Source organism: Streptomyces sp. NPDC048441 (assembly GCF_043200235.1).
Lineage (GTDB): Bacteria > Actinomycetota > Actinomycetes > Streptomycetales > Streptomycetaceae > Streptomyces.
This window is the reverse complement of record NZ_JBICXM010000010.1, coordinates 164,544-178,563: the sequence shown is the minus strand read 5'-3', so window position 1 is coordinate 178,563 and position 14,020 is coordinate 164,544. Positions and strand designations below refer to the sequence as shown.

Annotated in this window: 12 protein-coding genes; 7 read left to right on the top strand and 5 right to left on the bottom strand. The window is 69.9% G+C overall.

The features are described 5' to 3' along the window. Window positions 1-3: 3 nt before the first annotated feature. The 5 genes from ACGFSB_RS24875 to ACGFSB_RS24855 form a co-directional block, all read right to left on the bottom strand. Complete coding sequence (locus tag ACGFSB_RS24875; RefSeq protein ID WP_393403212.1) at window positions 4-855, bottom strand: EamA family transporter; 852 nt, start codon at window positions 853-855, stop codon at window positions 4-6. After that, window positions 852-1,361: a YbaK/EbsC family protein gene (locus ACGFSB_RS24870; RefSeq protein WP_393403209.1), complete on the bottom strand. Its 510-nt coding sequence runs from the start codon at window positions 1,359-1,361 to the stop codon at window positions 852-854. Before ACGFSB_RS24870 ends, ACGFSB_RS24875 begins: the two co-directional genes overlap by 4 nt. Window positions 1,362-1,440: 79 nt before the next feature. Beyond that, window positions 1,441-3,207: a penicillin-binding transpeptidase domain-containing protein gene (locus ACGFSB_RS24865; RefSeq protein WP_393403517.1), complete on the bottom strand. Its 1,767-nt coding sequence runs from the start codon at window positions 3,205-3,207 to the stop codon at window positions 1,441-1,443. Between the two features lie 88 nt (window positions 3,208-3,295). Then, window positions 3,296-4,936: a penicillin-binding transpeptidase domain-containing protein gene (locus ACGFSB_RS24860; RefSeq protein WP_393403207.1), complete on the bottom strand. Its 1,641-nt coding sequence runs from the start codon at window positions 4,934-4,936 to the stop codon at window positions 3,296-3,298. 81 nt (window positions 4,937-5,017) lie between these two features. After that, complete coding sequence (locus ACGFSB_RS24855) at window positions 5,018-6,757, bottom strand: dolichyl-phosphate-mannose--protein mannosyltransferase (RefSeq protein ID WP_393403204.1); 1,740 nt, start codon at window positions 6,755-6,757, stop codon at window positions 5,018-5,020. A 63-nt stretch (window positions 6,758-6,820) separates the two neighbouring features. Between ACGFSB_RS24855 and rsmI the strand changes: the two genes are divergently transcribed. The 7 genes from rsmI (at window position 6,821) to ACGFSB_RS24820 (ending at window position 14,020) form a co-directional block, all read left to right on the top strand. Beyond that, window positions 6,821-7,747 (top strand): 16S rRNA (cytidine(1402)-2'-O)-methyltransferase, encoded by a 927-nt coding sequence (gene rsmI, locus ACGFSB_RS24850; protein ID WP_393403201.1) that lies wholly within the window; start codon window positions 6,821-6,823, stop codon window positions 7,745-7,747. Window positions 7,748-7,941: 194 nt separating this feature from the next. Then, entirely contained in the window at window positions 7,942-8,436 is a 495-nt protein-coding gene (locus ACGFSB_RS24845) for a hypothetical protein (RefSeq protein WP_393403198.1), read from the top strand. A 24-nt stretch (window positions 8,437-8,460) separates the two neighbouring features. Further along, a complete protein-coding gene (locus tag ACGFSB_RS24840) occupies window positions 8,461-9,336 on the top strand; it encodes a TatD family hydrolase (protein WP_393403195.1) in 876 nt (291 codons plus the stop codon). 131 nt (window positions 9,337-9,467) lie between these two features. Beyond that, complete coding sequence (locus ACGFSB_RS24835) at window positions 9,468-10,748, top strand: ubiquitin-like domain-containing protein (RefSeq protein ID WP_393403192.1); 1,281 nt, start codon at window positions 9,468-9,470, stop codon at window positions 10,746-10,748. Between the two features lie 110 nt (window positions 10,749-10,858). Then, window positions 10,859-11,734, top strand: coding sequence for a 16S rRNA (adenine(1518)-N(6)/adenine(1519)-N(6))-dimethyltransferase RsmA (gene rsmA / locus ACGFSB_RS24830; RefSeq protein WP_393403189.1), 876 nt, complete (start codon window positions 10,859-10,861; stop codon window positions 11,732-11,734). After that, window positions 11,731-12,618 (top strand): 4-(cytidine 5'-diphospho)-2-C-methyl-D-erythritol kinase, encoded by an 888-nt coding sequence (locus tag ACGFSB_RS24825; RefSeq protein ID WP_393403186.1) that lies wholly within the window; start codon window positions 11,731-11,733, stop codon window positions 12,616-12,618. The genes rsmA and ACGFSB_RS24825 overlap by 4 nt, the downstream gene beginning before the upstream one ends. Window positions 12,619-12,685: 67 nt before the next feature. Continuing rightward, on the top strand, window positions 12,686-14,020 hold the full coding sequence (locus ACGFSB_RS24820; RefSeq protein ID WP_393403183.1) for an acyltransferase: 1,335 nt from the start codon (window positions 12,686-12,688) through the stop codon (window positions 14,018-14,020).

The window sequence follows — 14,020 nt, the reverse complement described above, 5'->3', positions numbered from 1 at the left end:
CAACTACCCCGCGTGCAACATCAACCCGATTCCCGCCACCATCAACCCCGCCGCCACAAGCCGGGGCGCACCGAACTTCTCCTTGAAGAAGACCGCCCCGATCCCCGCCCCCACAATGATCGACGACTCCCGCAGCGCAGAGATCGGCGCGAGCTCCGCCTTCGTCTGGGCCCACAGGACCAGGCCGTACGCGGCCACGGACAACGCCGCCCCCAGCAGCCCCACCGCCGCGAACGGCCGCAGCCGCCCCACGAGTTCACCCCGCCAGCGGTACGCCGCGTACAAGGGAATCGCCAACCCCTCCAGAATCATCAGCCACGCGATGTAGCCCATCGAGGACCCCGACTCACGGACGCCGAGCCCGTCCACCACCGTGTACGCCGCGATCGAGACGCCCGTGGCAAGCGCCGCGCCGATCGCCGCCCAGTCGGGGCGCCGCCCCGATCCCCGTATGCCCCAGAGGGCGAGGCCCGTCAGGCCCGCGCAGGAGACCGCGACGCCCGCCGCCTGCCAGCCGTCAGGCACCTCGCCCGCGAAGACCGCCGCGAGGACCGTCACCACCAGCGGTGCGGTGCCGCGCGCGATCGGATACGCCTGGCCGAAGTCGCCCAGTTTGAACGACTTCATGAGCAGGGCGTAGTAGCCGATGTGAATGACCGCGGAGAGGATCAGGTACGGCCATGCGCCCGCGGCCGGTACCGCCGCGAACGGGGCGATGAGCAGGCCGATCAGCAATCCGCCGCCGGATATCAGGGTGAAGCCGACCAGCTTGTCCGTGATGTGGTGCGCGATCGCGTTCCAGCTCGCGTGTGTGACGGCGGCCAGCAGGACCGCCGCCGTGACCAGCGGGGTCACTCGGACAGCTCGCGCACGTCCACCAAGGCGCCGGTCGCGTGGGTGATCAGCGTCTTGGGTGCCATCGGGAAGACCGCGTAGGGGGTGCCCGCCGCCGCCCACACCACGTCGTGGTCCAGGAGCGAGCGGTCCGCGAGGACGCGCGTCTTCGTCGCGTGGCCGAAGGGCGGTACGCCGCCGATCGCGTAACCCGTGGTCTCCCGGACCACGTCCGCCTTCGCGCGCGTCACCTTCTCCGCGCCCAACTCCTGCCGTACGAGCTCCAGATCGACCCGCGACGCACCGTCCATCAGGACCAGGACCGGGACACCGTCCGCAGCGAAGATCAGCGACTTGCAGATCTGGCTCAGCTCGCAGCCGATGGCCGCGGCCGCTTCCTGGGCGGTGCGGGTCGCCTCGGGGAAGCGGCGGACCTCGCTGACGAGGTCGGCGAGGCCCAGATCGCGCAGGGCCTCGGCGAATCGGGGGTGGGCGGGGGATGAAGCGGAGGAATCCGTAGCGCTCATGCCCGGCACGCTAGCGGTCCGTGTACGAGGCACGCGACCACGTATCCGCATACCGGACGGGAGGTGCTGCTAAGAGCGACTACTGCCCCGCCAAGAACATCGCCCGCACCAACGGCCCCGCCGAATCCCCACCGTGCCCGCCCGCCTGCACCACCGCTCCCGCGGCCAGATCGCCGCGGTACGCCGTGAACCAGCCGTTGGGCTTCTTCTGGCCGTCGACCTCCGCGGAGCCGGTCTTCGCGCCCATGTCGGAGCCGAGGCCCGACATGGGTTCCACCGCGGTCCCCGCGACAGCGGTGTAGTGCATCAGGTCCCGCAGCGCCGCCGCCGTCCCGCTGGGCATCTTCCGTGACGCCGTCGCCAGCGTGCGCTTGTCGACGTCCGGTGAGACCAGGTAGGGCTGCTTGAACGTGCCCGACTTCACGGTGGCCGACACCGACGCCATGTTCAGGGGGTTCATGCGGACCGCGCCCTGCCCGATCAGCGAGGCCGCCATCTGCGCGTCGCTCTGCACCGGGATCGCGCCGTCGAAGGACGGGACGCCGATCGACCAGTTGTCGCGGCCGAGCCCGAAGACCTCCTGCGCCTCCTTGGTCAGGGAGTCGTTGTCGAGCTTCTTGGCCTGGCTGATGAAGGCCGTGTTGCAGGACCGGGCGAAGCTCGCGCGGAACGTGCCGTCCTTGATCTGGAACTTGTCGTCGTTCTGGAACTTCCAGCCGCCGTACGTCACGTGCTTCGGACACGGGTGCTTCTTGTCGACCCCCGCGAGCTTCTTCTCGAGGAGCAGGGACGACGTGATGACCTTCATCGTCGAGCCGGGGGCCAGCGAGCCCTGGAACGCCGTGTTGAAGCCGCCCGGAGTCGAATTGGCCGCGGCCAGGATCTCGCCCGTGCTGGGCTTCACCAGGACAACCGCCGCCTGCTTCCGCTTCCCCGTCTCCTTCTCCGCCGTCGCCTGGAGCGAGGCGTCGAAGGTCGTCTTCAGGGTGCCCGGGGTGCCGGGGGACAGAGTGAGCAGCGTCTTGTCGGGCGTCGCCTTGGAGTCGTCCTTCGTCGACGCCGACTTCTCGTTCTCGGCGGACTTCGCAGATTTCTCGGCGTTCTTGCGTACGACGCGCAGCTCGACGCCCGCCGTGCCGCCCGCCTTCTCGCCGTACTTCTCGCGCAGGCTGTCAAGCACCGTGCCGAGGGAGGGGTACTTCGCCGCCGTCAGCTCGGCACCGTCGCGGTCCACCGCCTTGATCGGCGGGTCTCCCGCCTCGCCGGTGACCAGGCGGTCGCCGTCCTTCAGCTCGGGGTGGACGACGGAGGGCTGCCAGCCGATCAGTGTCTTGCCGTCGTGCTTTCTTCGTACGACGGTGAGCTCGGACTCGTAGGCGAAGGGCTTGCTCTTTCCCTCGTAAGAGACCGTGGACGTGACCGAGAACGGCACCTTCGCGCCCGCCCGCTTGCCCGGCGTCAGCTTCACCTTCGTGAGGTGGGAGTCCTTGGCGTACGCGGTGAGCGCGGTCTTCGCCGCCGCCCGGTCGTCCGTGACCGCGGCAGCCCGCGGCACGTCGCCCTTCTCCCACGCGGCGAGGAAGTCCTGCGTGGTGGCACGGACCTCGGCGGCCGTCGGCGGGCCCGAGGCCACCGGCTTCTCGTCGACCGTCGAGTCGCCGTCACCGGACGAGCCGCCGCCGCCGATCAGGCTGTACGCGGCGATGCCCACGCCGCACACGACCACGGCAGCCGCGCCGCCGAGCACGCCCGGATGCACCTTGGCGCTCATCGCGCCCAGGACGCCCGATGTGCCCGTGATGTTCTTGATGCCCTTGCGCTCGCTGGCGCGCCCTCGCTTGCCCACAAACCCTCCGCAGTTCGCCAGAGCCCCCATGCTCCGCACTGGACGGCCCCACCCTAGGGGGCTTTCATGAACGCCCCGACCACATGTCTCAAGTGCCTGCGGCAAGCACCGCCGCCACGATAGGACCCGCCGTATCTCCGCCGTGGCCGCCCTCCTGGGCGACCGCTGCCGCCGCCACATCGCCTCGATAGCCGCTGAACCAGCTGTTGGGCTTCGCCTGGCCGTCCACCTCCGCGGAGCCTGTCTTCGCGCCGATGCTGCCGCTGAGCCCGGACATGGCGGGGGCGCCGGTGCCGCTGACCGCCGTGCGGTTCATCATCTGGCGCAGCTGCTGGACGGTGGACGCGGGCAGGCCGTCCGCCTGCGCGAGTTCACGGTTGTCCAGGCCCGGGTCCACGATGACCGGCTGCCGGAAGTCCCCCGTCATCGCGGTCGCCGTGACCGAGGCGAGGTTGAGCGGGTTCAGCTGGACCTGGCCCTGGCCGATCATGTTCTGCGCGCGGTCGGGTCCGCCGGACGCCGGGACCGAGCCGTCGGTCGTCCGGATGCCGGTCTTCCAGTCGAGGCCGAGGCCGAACCGCTTCTGTGCCTCCTCGGTGAGCGACTCGTCCGTGACGCCCTCCTCGTCGACCAGCTTCACGAAGGCCGTGTTGCAGGAGCGCGCGAAGCTGTCCGACAGGGTCGCGTTCTCGTCAGGGGCCAGGCCCGGCAGGTTCTTGACGGTGTTGCTCTGCCAGGTCGCCGTGTCCGGGCAGGGCGCGGGGCCGCTCGCCTTCGTCACGCCCTTGTCGATGAGCATCGCCGCCGAGACGATCTTCATCGTCGAGCCGGGGGCCATTTTGCCCTCGAACGCCGCGTTGAACTGGTCCTCGCGGTGGTTGGCCACCGCGAGGATCTCTCCCGAGCTCGGCCGCACGGCGACCACGGACGAGTTCGCGTGCCCCGCCACCGCCTTCTCGGCGGCCTGCTGCGCGGGCGCGCTCAGCGTCGTCCGCAACTGGCCCGCCTTGCCCTTGGCCAGGGTCAGGAGCGTCTTCGTAGCTGCGGTTCCATCGTCCGCGCTCTCGTGCTGGGCGTAGAGCTCGACGCCGGGTGTGCCGCCCGCCTTGTCGCCGTACTTTGCGCGCAGTTGGTCGAGGACCGGGCCGAGCGAGGGATGGTCCTTCTTGTCCAGGACCTCGCCGTTCCTGTCGACCGCCTCGATGGGCGGCGTGACCGCCTCGCCGGTGTGGAGGGTGTCGCCCTTCTCCAGATCGGGGTGCACGACCGACGCGTCCCAGTCGACGAGCGCGCGGCCGGTGCTGACGCCGCGCACGACGGTGAGTTCGGAGTCGTACGCGAAGGGCTTGCTCTTCCCCTTGTACGACACCGTGGCCTCGACGGAGAACGGGACGCGGGTGCCCGCCGCCCTGCCCGGCGTGAGCTTCACCTTCGTCAGATGGGCGTCGGCGCGGTAGCCGGTCAGGAGCGGCGAGGCCGCTTCCGCGTTGTTCGTGTACTTGGCGGCCGTCCTGCCGTCGCCCTTGGCCCATGCCGTGAGGAACTTGTCCGTCGCCTCGGTGATCTCGCCGCTCGTCGGCGGCCCCGTCTTCACCGCCTCGGGCCCGGAACCCGCCGAACCGCCGCCCCCGGTCACGCCGTTCACCACGTTGTACGCGCCGTAGCCGGCGCCCCCCACTATGACGGCGAACACTCCACCGACAAGAGTGACCTTTACCCCTTTGCGCATTCCGCGATCCCCTCCCCAGGAGCCCTCCCGAATGAATTCGGGAGGGTCGCTCGCCCCGAACCTTAAGGGGCGGAGGCAGGTCTACACCCACGTATCCAGGATCATTCTGGCCCGCCAGGAATCGATCGGAATCGCCTGGCCGGTGTAGATCGGCCAGAACCAGATGAAGTTCCAGAGGATCAGCAGCACCAGGGCGCCCGAAGCCGCCGCACCCACCACCCGCCGCCGCTCACTGGATCCCGGCGGACCGAGGATCGCGCCGATCATCATCGCCACGGCAAGACAGAGGAACGGCACGAAGACGACGGCGTAGAAGAAGAAGATCGTCCGTTCCTGGTACATGAACCACGGCAGATATCCCGCCGCGATCCCGCACACGATCGCTCCCGCGCGCCAGTCCCTGCGGAAGAGCCACCGCCACAGCACGTAGAGCAGCGCGAACGCCCCCGCCCACCACAGCATGGGAGTGCCGAGCGCGAGGACCTCGCGGGCGCACTTCTCGGTGGTGCCGGAGGGACAGCCGCCCTTGCCGGGCAGCGGCGACTCGTAGAAGTACGAGACGGGGCGCCCGTCGACGATCCAGCTCCACGGGTTCGACTGGTAGGTGTGCGGAGAGGACAGTCCGACGTGGAAGTCGTACACCGCGTGTTCGTAGTGCCAGAGGCTGCGCAGCCAGTCCGGCAGGAGCGTCCAGGAGCCGCCCTTGCCGTCCGTGGCCGCCCAGTTGCGGTAGTAGCCGCCTGTGCCGTCGGTCGGGGAGAGGATCCAGCCGAGCCAGGACAGGACGTACGTACCGATCGCGACCGGCACCGTCGACACGAACGCCGGGAACACGTCTCGCTTCAGGACCGCGCGGTACGGGCGCTCGGCGCCGGCGACGCGGCGGCTGCCCACGTCCCACAGGACGGTCATCAAGCAGAAGAAGACCATGATGTACAGCCCGTTCCACTTGGTGCCGAAGGCGAGACCCATACAGAGCCCGGCCGCCCAGCGCCAGGGCCGCCAGCCAAGGCGCAGTGTCTCGGCGACGTACGCGTCGGGACGGACCACCCCGTCCTCGTCCGTCGGCAGCGCGGCCGCGAGTTTCTCCCGAGCCCTGTCCCGGTCGATCAGCAGGCAGCCGAACGCGGCGAGCACGAAGAACATCAGGATCTGGTCGAGCAGCGCGGTGCGGCTCATCACGAAGTGCAGCCCGTCGACCGCGAGCAGCCCGCCCGCGAGGCAGCCCAGGAACGTCGAGCGGAAGAGCCGCCGCCCGATCCGGCACAGCATCAGGACCGACAGGGTGCCGAGCACCGCCGTCATGAAGCGCCAGCCGAAGGGATCGAAGCCGAACATCCACTCGCCGACACCGATGACGTACTTGCCGACCGGCGGATGCACGACGTACGCGGCGTCCGTGGGGATCGTGATGCTCGAACCCTGTTCAAGGACGGTGTCGTTGACCTTCTCGGGCCAGTTGACCTCGAAGCCCCGGTGAATCAGCGCCCAGGCGTCCTTGGCGTAGTACGTCTCGTCGAATATCACGGCCTTCGGGCTGCCGAGATTCCAGAACCGGGTGAGCCCGGCGACGAGCGTGATCAGCACCGGGCCGATCCAGCCCGACCACCGGACCAGCTGCCCCGCGTACTGCTTCGACATGCCGATCGACGCCCAGAGCCGGGGGCTCGGCTCGGCGTACGCGGGCACGAGCCGGGCCCGGACATCAGCTCTGGGCCGCGCCACATATCCGAAGCGGCGCAGCCTGCGCTGCCACGACGGCTGCTGCTCCTCGGCTGCCTGGCCCTGGCGGGTATCCGGGGAAGACGCGGTACTGGTCACCGCGCCATCGTAGGGAACCCGACTGTGTGAGTCCCGTCCCCAGGCCCCTGCGAGGATGGAACCGTGACAGGAAGCGCAGATTCTCCCAAAAACCAGTCTCCCGGAAACCCGTCCCCCGGAACCCTCGTTCTCGCGGGCACCCCCATCGGCGATGTCGCGGACGCGCCGCCACGGCTCGCCGCCGAGCTGGAGTCGGCCGATGTCGTGGCCGCCGAGGACACGCGGCGCCTCCGCAGGCTCACGCAGGCGCTCGGCGTGCAGGTGGGCGGGCGCGTCGTGTCGTACTTCGAGGGCAATGAGAGCGCGCGTACGCCTGACCTCGTCGAGGCCCTGGTGGGCGGTGCGCGGGTGCTGCTCGTGACCGATGCGGGGATGCCGTCGGTGTCCGACCCCGGATATCGCCTTGTCGCCGCGGCCGTGGAGAAGGACATCCGAGTTACCGCGGTGCCGGGGCCTTCCGCCGTGCTCACCGCGCTCGCGCTGTCCGGTCTCCCGGTGGACCGCTTCTGTTTCGAGGGTTTCCTGCCGCGCAAGGCGGGCGAGCGGCTCTCGCGGCTGCGCGAGGTCGCCGAGGACCGCCGCACCCTCGTCTACTTCGAGGCGACGCACCGCATCGACGACACACTCGCCGCGATGGCCGAGGTGTTCGGCGAAGAGCGCAGGGCGGCTGTCTGCCGCGAGCTGACCAAGACGTACGAAGAGGTCAAGCGCGGTTCGCTGAAGGAACTCGCCGAGTGGGCGGCCGACGGCGTACGCGGTGAGATCACCGTCGTCGTCGAGGGCGCACCGGAGAAAAGCGCTGGTGAGCTCGGTCCCGACGAGCTGGTGCGCAGGGTGCGGGTGCGCGAGGAGGCGGGGGAGCGGCGCAAGGAGGCCATCGCCGCCGTCGCCGCTGATGCCGGGCTACCCAAACGAGACGTATTCGATGCGGTCGTGGCGGCAAAGAATGCGGCTCAGGCCGCCCCATCGGAGGGCAAAGGACTATCGTGAAAAGCAAAGTGCGGGCCGCGCACCAGGCCTGAAAGCTAAGGAAAGGCCAAATCGCCTTCAACTGTCGACAGGTCTGATGCGTTCGCTCCGGGAAAGGCGTCCACTGGTCGAAGGGACGCACCCGTCCCCACGCTTCCGGCCGGGAGGAAATTCCCGGTCCGGTGGCGCTTGTCCAGCGGACAAGAGGAGCTGGCATGAGTGAGTTCGCCGACACCGGTCATCACGCCGCGGCGTCCAACGCGATAAACGCCGTCGATGCGCGTGCGCTCGGTGCGTCCGACGCGACTACTGCGGTTACCGCGGCTACAGCGACGAACACAGTTCACGAGTCGTACGCCTTCGCTTGTATGCGGTGCGGGCACGGCTGGGAGCAGTCGTACTCGATCGAGCATCACGTCGACGGCAAGGGCAAGGAATTCGTGGTGTACGTCGCGGACGGCCTGCGTGTGCCGTCGCCGCTGACCCGGCCGACGTGCCTGAACTGCGGCGGCCATGTCGTGCGGATCATGCGGTCCGGGCAGGTGTCGTCGGTGCTCGATCTGATGCATCGGCATCACGCTCCGCGGGCGGCGGGCGTGCAGGCGGACGACTCCGACTCCGGGGCGGCGGAACCCCGTGAGCCCAAGCATCACCACCACTGGCATCTGTCGGCGCTTCTGCATCCCTTCCACCACCGCAAGGCGGGATGACCTCCCTTTCGTAAGATCGGGGGCATGTCTTCCGACGCCAAGAACGCCGCTCCGCCGCTGCCCGAGCCCCTGAGGGTTCCGGTCGCCGACTCCCACACCCACCTCGACATGCAGTCGGGGACGGTGGACGAGGGCCTCGCCAAGGCAGCGGCGGTGGGCGTGACGACGGTCGTGCAGGTGGGCTGCGACGTGGCGGGCTCGCGCTGGGCCGCGGAGACGGCCGCCGTGCACGGCAGCGTGCACGCCACCGTCGCCCTGCATCCCAATGAGGCGCCGCGCATCGTGCTCGGCGACCCCGACGGCTGGTCCCGGCAGGGCGCGCGCGAGGCGGGTGGTGAGGGGGCGCTCGACGCGGCCCTCGCCGAGATCGACCGTCTCGCCGCGCTGCCGCAGGTCAAGGGCGTGGGCGAGACCGGCCTCGACTACTTCCGCACCGGACCCGAGGGCAAGGCCGCCCAGGAGCGGTCCTTCCGCGCCCACATCGAGATCGCCAAGCGGCACGGCAAGGCCCTGGTCATCCACGATCGCGAGGCCCACGAGGATGTGCTGCGCATCCTGAAGGAGGAGGGCGCCCCCGAGCGCACCGTCTTCCACTGCTACTCCGGTGACGCGGCGATGGCCCAAGTGTGCGCGGAGCACGGGTACTTCATGTCCTTCGCGGGCAACATCACGTTCAAGAACGCGCAGGGTCTCCGGGACGCGATAGCGGTCGCCCCGCTCGAACTGGTCCTCGTCGAGACGGATGCGCCCTTCCTCACGCCTGCTCCCTACCGCGGACGGCCTAACGCGCCGTATCTCATTCCGGTCACATTGCGGGCCATGGCCGAGGTGCGCGGGATCGGTGAGGACGCCATGGCCGGGGCGATCTCGGCGAATACGGCACGTGCCTTTGATTACTGACCGATAACGCCCGCGGCTGTCGCGACACTGCGTAGTGGGGCGGCTTTGGAGAGTGACGGTTGCTCCGCTAGGTTCTGGTCCGCCTCGCCCGATCCGGATCGGAACGGGAACCAGAACGCTGGAGCGTTGTCGTGAGTCATGCGCCGCAGTACGAGACGTCTTATGGGGGCGGCACGACCTATGAGCCTGGGCCTGAGCTCGGGTCGGGGGAGTGTTTTCCCCGGCAGTCCACCGGGACCGCGCCTGTGGTGGGTCACCGCTCCGAAGGGGGGCGGGCCGCTCGGCGGAAGAAGACGAAGGGGTCGAGGGGGCCGTCGTCCGAACGGCCCGACGCGTTGCGGCGCCTGTTGCCGCAGGCCCTGGTCGTCGCCTTCCTCGCGGGCGGCACCTCCGCCTTCGTCGCCGACGACAAGGCCGTGGAGCTGACCGTCGACGGTGAGTCCCGGACCCTGCACACCTTCGCCGACGACGTGGGCGAGCTGCTCGCGGACGAGGGCGTGGACTTCGGCGCCCACGACATCGTGGCCCCGTCCGCCGACGAGGCCCTGGCCAGCGGCGACGAGATCGCCGTCCGCTACGGGCGGCCCGTCAAGCTCACCCTCGACGGGCAGCGGCGCGAGGTGTGGACGACGGCGCGCACGGTGGACGGCGCGCTGCGGCAGCTCGGGGTGCGGGCCGAGGGCGCCTATCTGTCGGCCTCGCGGAGCAAGCGGATCGAGCGGGGCGGCCTTGAGCTGGCCGTACGCACCGAGCGCACCGTGACGATCATGGCGGACGGGCGTGAGCGGACCATCCGTACGAACGCGGCGACGGTGCGTGAGGCGGTCGCGGAGTCGGGAATCAGCCTCAACGGCCAGGACACGACGTCCGTCGCCCCCGACAGCTTTCCGCGCGACGGGCAGACGGTCACCGTCATGCGGATCTCCGGGCACAAGGAGGTGCGGGAGGAGCCGATCCCGTTCGATGTGCGGCGGACGGACGATCCGACGCTGTTCGCCGGTACTGAAGTGGTCGAGCGGGCGGGGCACCAGGGGACTCGGCGGGTGACGTACGCACTGCGCACGGTCAACGGCGTCAAGCAGAAGCCGCGGCGGGTGCGGTCGGAGGTCGCACGGGAGCCGCAGACGCGGATCGTGAAGGTGGGGACGAAGCGGCTGCCGAATTCGGTGGCGGGGGCGGACGGCCTGAACTGGGGCTCGCTCGCGCACTGCGAGTCGGGCGGGCGGCCGAACGCGGTGGACGGGTCGGGGACGTACGGGGGGCTGTACCAGTTCGATACGCGGACGTGGCAGGCGCTGGGTGGGGCGGGGCGGCCTCAGGACGCGCCGGCGGGGGAGCAGACGTTTCGGGCCAAGAAGTTGTATGTGCAGCGGGGAGCGAGTCCTTGGCCGCATTGTGGGGGGCGGTTGTAGGGGAGGCCTGCGGCGCCTGTGGCGGGTGGGGGTTCTGGGAACCGTGCTCCGGGCGGGACCACCAACACTGCGGGGCAATCGAGGGGCGGGTGGGACCGTAACCTGGGGTGGTGAGCAATATTGAGCCCGGCGTCCTCCTCGGTGCCGCCGACATCCGCGAGCTGGCCGCTGCCTTGGGCGTACGCCCGACCAAGCAGCGCGGTCAGAACTTCGTCATCGACGCCAACACCGTCCGCCGTATCGTCCGCACCGCGGATGTCGGCCCGGAGGATGTGGTCGTCGAGGTCGGGCCGGGGCTCGGTTCGCTGACCCTGGCCTTGCTGGAGACCGCGGAGCGTGTCATCGCGGTCGAGATCGATGACGTTCTCGCCGGGGCGCTTCCGGCGACCATCGAGGCGCGGCTTCCGGCGAAGGCCGGTTCGTTCGAGCTGGTGCACCGTGACGCCATGCTCGTGCGCGAGCTGCCGGGGTCCGCCCCGACCGCGCTCGTCGCCAATCTTCCGTACAACGTGGCTGTGCCGGTGCTTCTGCACATGCTCGACACCTTCCCCAGCATCGAGCGCACGCTCGTCATGGTTCAGGCGGAGGTCGCCGACCGGCTCGCCGCCGCGCCGGGGTCGAAGGTGTACGGCGTGCCCTCGGTGAAGGCGAACTGGTACGCGGAGGTGAAGCGCGCCGGGTCCATCGGGCGGAACGTCTTCTGGCCCGCGCCGAACGTCGACTCGGGGCTCGTCTCGCTGGTGCGGCGCGCGGAGCCGGTGAAGACCACCGCTTCGAAGAAGGAAGTCTTCGCCGTCGTCGACGCCGCCTTCGCCCAGCGCCGCAAGACCCTGCGGGCCGCGCTCACCGGATGGGCGGGCTCGGCCCCGGCAGCTGAGGCGGCGCTCGTCGCCGCCGGAGTCTCGCCGCAGGCACGCGGCGAGGCGCTGACGGTGGAGGAGTTCGCGCGGATCGCCGAGCACAAGCACAAGGGAGCGGACGCGTGAGCGTGACCGTGCGGGTTCCTGCCAAGGTCAATGTTCAGCTCGCTGTCGGTGCCGCGCGCGCGGACGGCTTCCATGACCTTGCCAATGTTTTTCTCGCTGTCGGCCTTTATGACGAGGTCACGGTGACGCCGGCTGAGTCGCTGCGGGTCACCTGTGCCGGGCCGGATGCGGGGCAAGTGCCTTTGGATCGTACGAATCTGGCCGCGCGCGCTGTTGAGTTGCTGGGTGCGCGGTACGGACGTACGCCCGATGTGCATATCCACATCGCCAAAGACATTCCCGTGGCGGGCGGTATGGCGGGCGGTAGTGCCGACGGCGCGGGTGCGCTCGTGGCGTGCGACGCGCTGTGGGGGACCGGTGCCTCGCGGGGTGAACTGATCGAGATCTGCGCCGAGTTGGGCAGCGATGTGCCGTTCAGCCTGGTGGGCGGGGCGGCGCTCGGCACGGGGCGGGGCGAGAAGCTTGAGCCGCTTGAGGTGGGAGGGGACTTCCACTGGGTGTTCGCCGTGGCCGACGGTGGGCTTTCGACGCCCGCGGTGTATCGGGAGTTCGACCGTCTGACCCCGGACGCCCCCGAGCCCGAGGCGTCGCGCGTGCTGCTCGACGCCCTGCGGGAGGGGGATGCCGGAGCTCTTGGCGGCGCTGTTGCCAATGATCTTCAGGCCGCGGCTCTTTCGTTGTTTCCGTCGCTCGTCGACACCCTCGCCGCGGGCACCGACGCGGGCGCCCTTGCCGCGCTTGTCTCTGGTTCCGGGCCTACGACGGCGTTCCTGGCCGCGGATGCCGGGTCCGCGCGGTTGATCGCTGAAGCTCTTGTGGCCTCTGGTACCTGTCGGACGGCTCGGGTCGCGGGCTCGCCCGCGGCCGGTGCGACGGTCCTGTAGTACTCAGGTGCGGATCTGAGTACGTTCGCGCTGATGCGGGGCATGTCGTGGGCGCGACCGTATGCGTATGGGATCACGCGTTCACGAACTGGCCGAGAAGACGCCCGCCGGGCGTGACCGGTACATCGACCTGCTGCGGGTCGCCTCGCTCGGCACGGTCGTCATCGGGCACTGGCTGATGGCGGCGGTGACGGTCGGCGATGACGGGCGTACCGAGGTCGGGAATCTTCTCGCCGTCGTGCCCGGCCTTCAGCTGCTCACCTGGGCGTTGCAGATCATGCCGGTGTTCTTCTTCGTCGGCGGCTTCTCGCACGCGCTGTCGTACCGCTCGCTGAGCCGGAAAGCCCCGGGCTCCGTCTACGCGGCGTTCCTGCGGGCCCGGCTTCAGCGGCTGCTGCGGCCCACGATGGTGTTCATCGGGGTGTGGGGTGTTGCCGCGCTGGTGGTCCAACTCGCGGGTGAGGGCGGGGCGTTGCTGGATGTTTCCCTTCGGCTTGTCGCTCAGCCGCTGTGGTTCATCGGTATTTATCTGGCGATGGTCGCGTTCACGCCGTTGTTGTTGGGGCTGCACGATCGGTACGGGTGGGGTGCGTTCGGGGGGCTCGTGCTTGCCGCGGGGGGTGTGGACTTCGCGCGGTTCGCCTTCGGGGTGCCGTACGTGGAATTCCTGAACTTCGCCTTCGTGTGGCTCGCGGTGCATCAGCTCGGGTTCCTGCGGGCGGACGGGAGGCTGCGGGTGCCTGCTGCCATGGCGGCGGCGGGGCTCGCGGGAGCCGCGGCTCTGGTGGCCTTCGGCCCGTATCCGCTCTCCATGGTCGGGATGCCCGGCGAGCGCGTCTCGAACATGGCCCCGCCCACCTTCGCCCTGCTCTGCCACGGGGTGTGGCTGGTCGGGGCGGTCGAGCTGCTCCGGGGTCCCGCTGTGCGGTGGCTCGCGCGACCGCGGGTGTGGCGGGGCGTGGTGGCGGCGAACGGGGTCTCGATGACGGCGTTCCTGTGGCACCTGACGGCGATGCTCGGGGTGTACGGGGCGCTGCTCGCGATGCACGTGCGGCTGCCCGAGCCCGCTACGGCGGAGTGGTGGACTCAGGTGCCGCTGCGCATGGCGGCCGCCGTGGTGCTCACCGGGCTGCTGGTCGCGGCGTTCCGGCGCTTCGAAAGGCCGGGAGGGGCGAGGGAGTTGCCCGTTGCGCCGGGCGTGCTCTCCGGGCCGGCCGCCGCGGTCGGGGTCGCTCTGTGTCTCTTCGGGGTGCTCGGGATCTCCATGGTCGGGTTCGGGGGACTGCTTGAGGGGCGTACGGCGATGGTGGTGGCCGTACGGATGACGGCGCCGACGGCCGTGGGGATGGCGCTGGTGGGGTGGCTGCTGGTGGAGCGGGCGGGGCGGCGCCGGGCGGGCTGA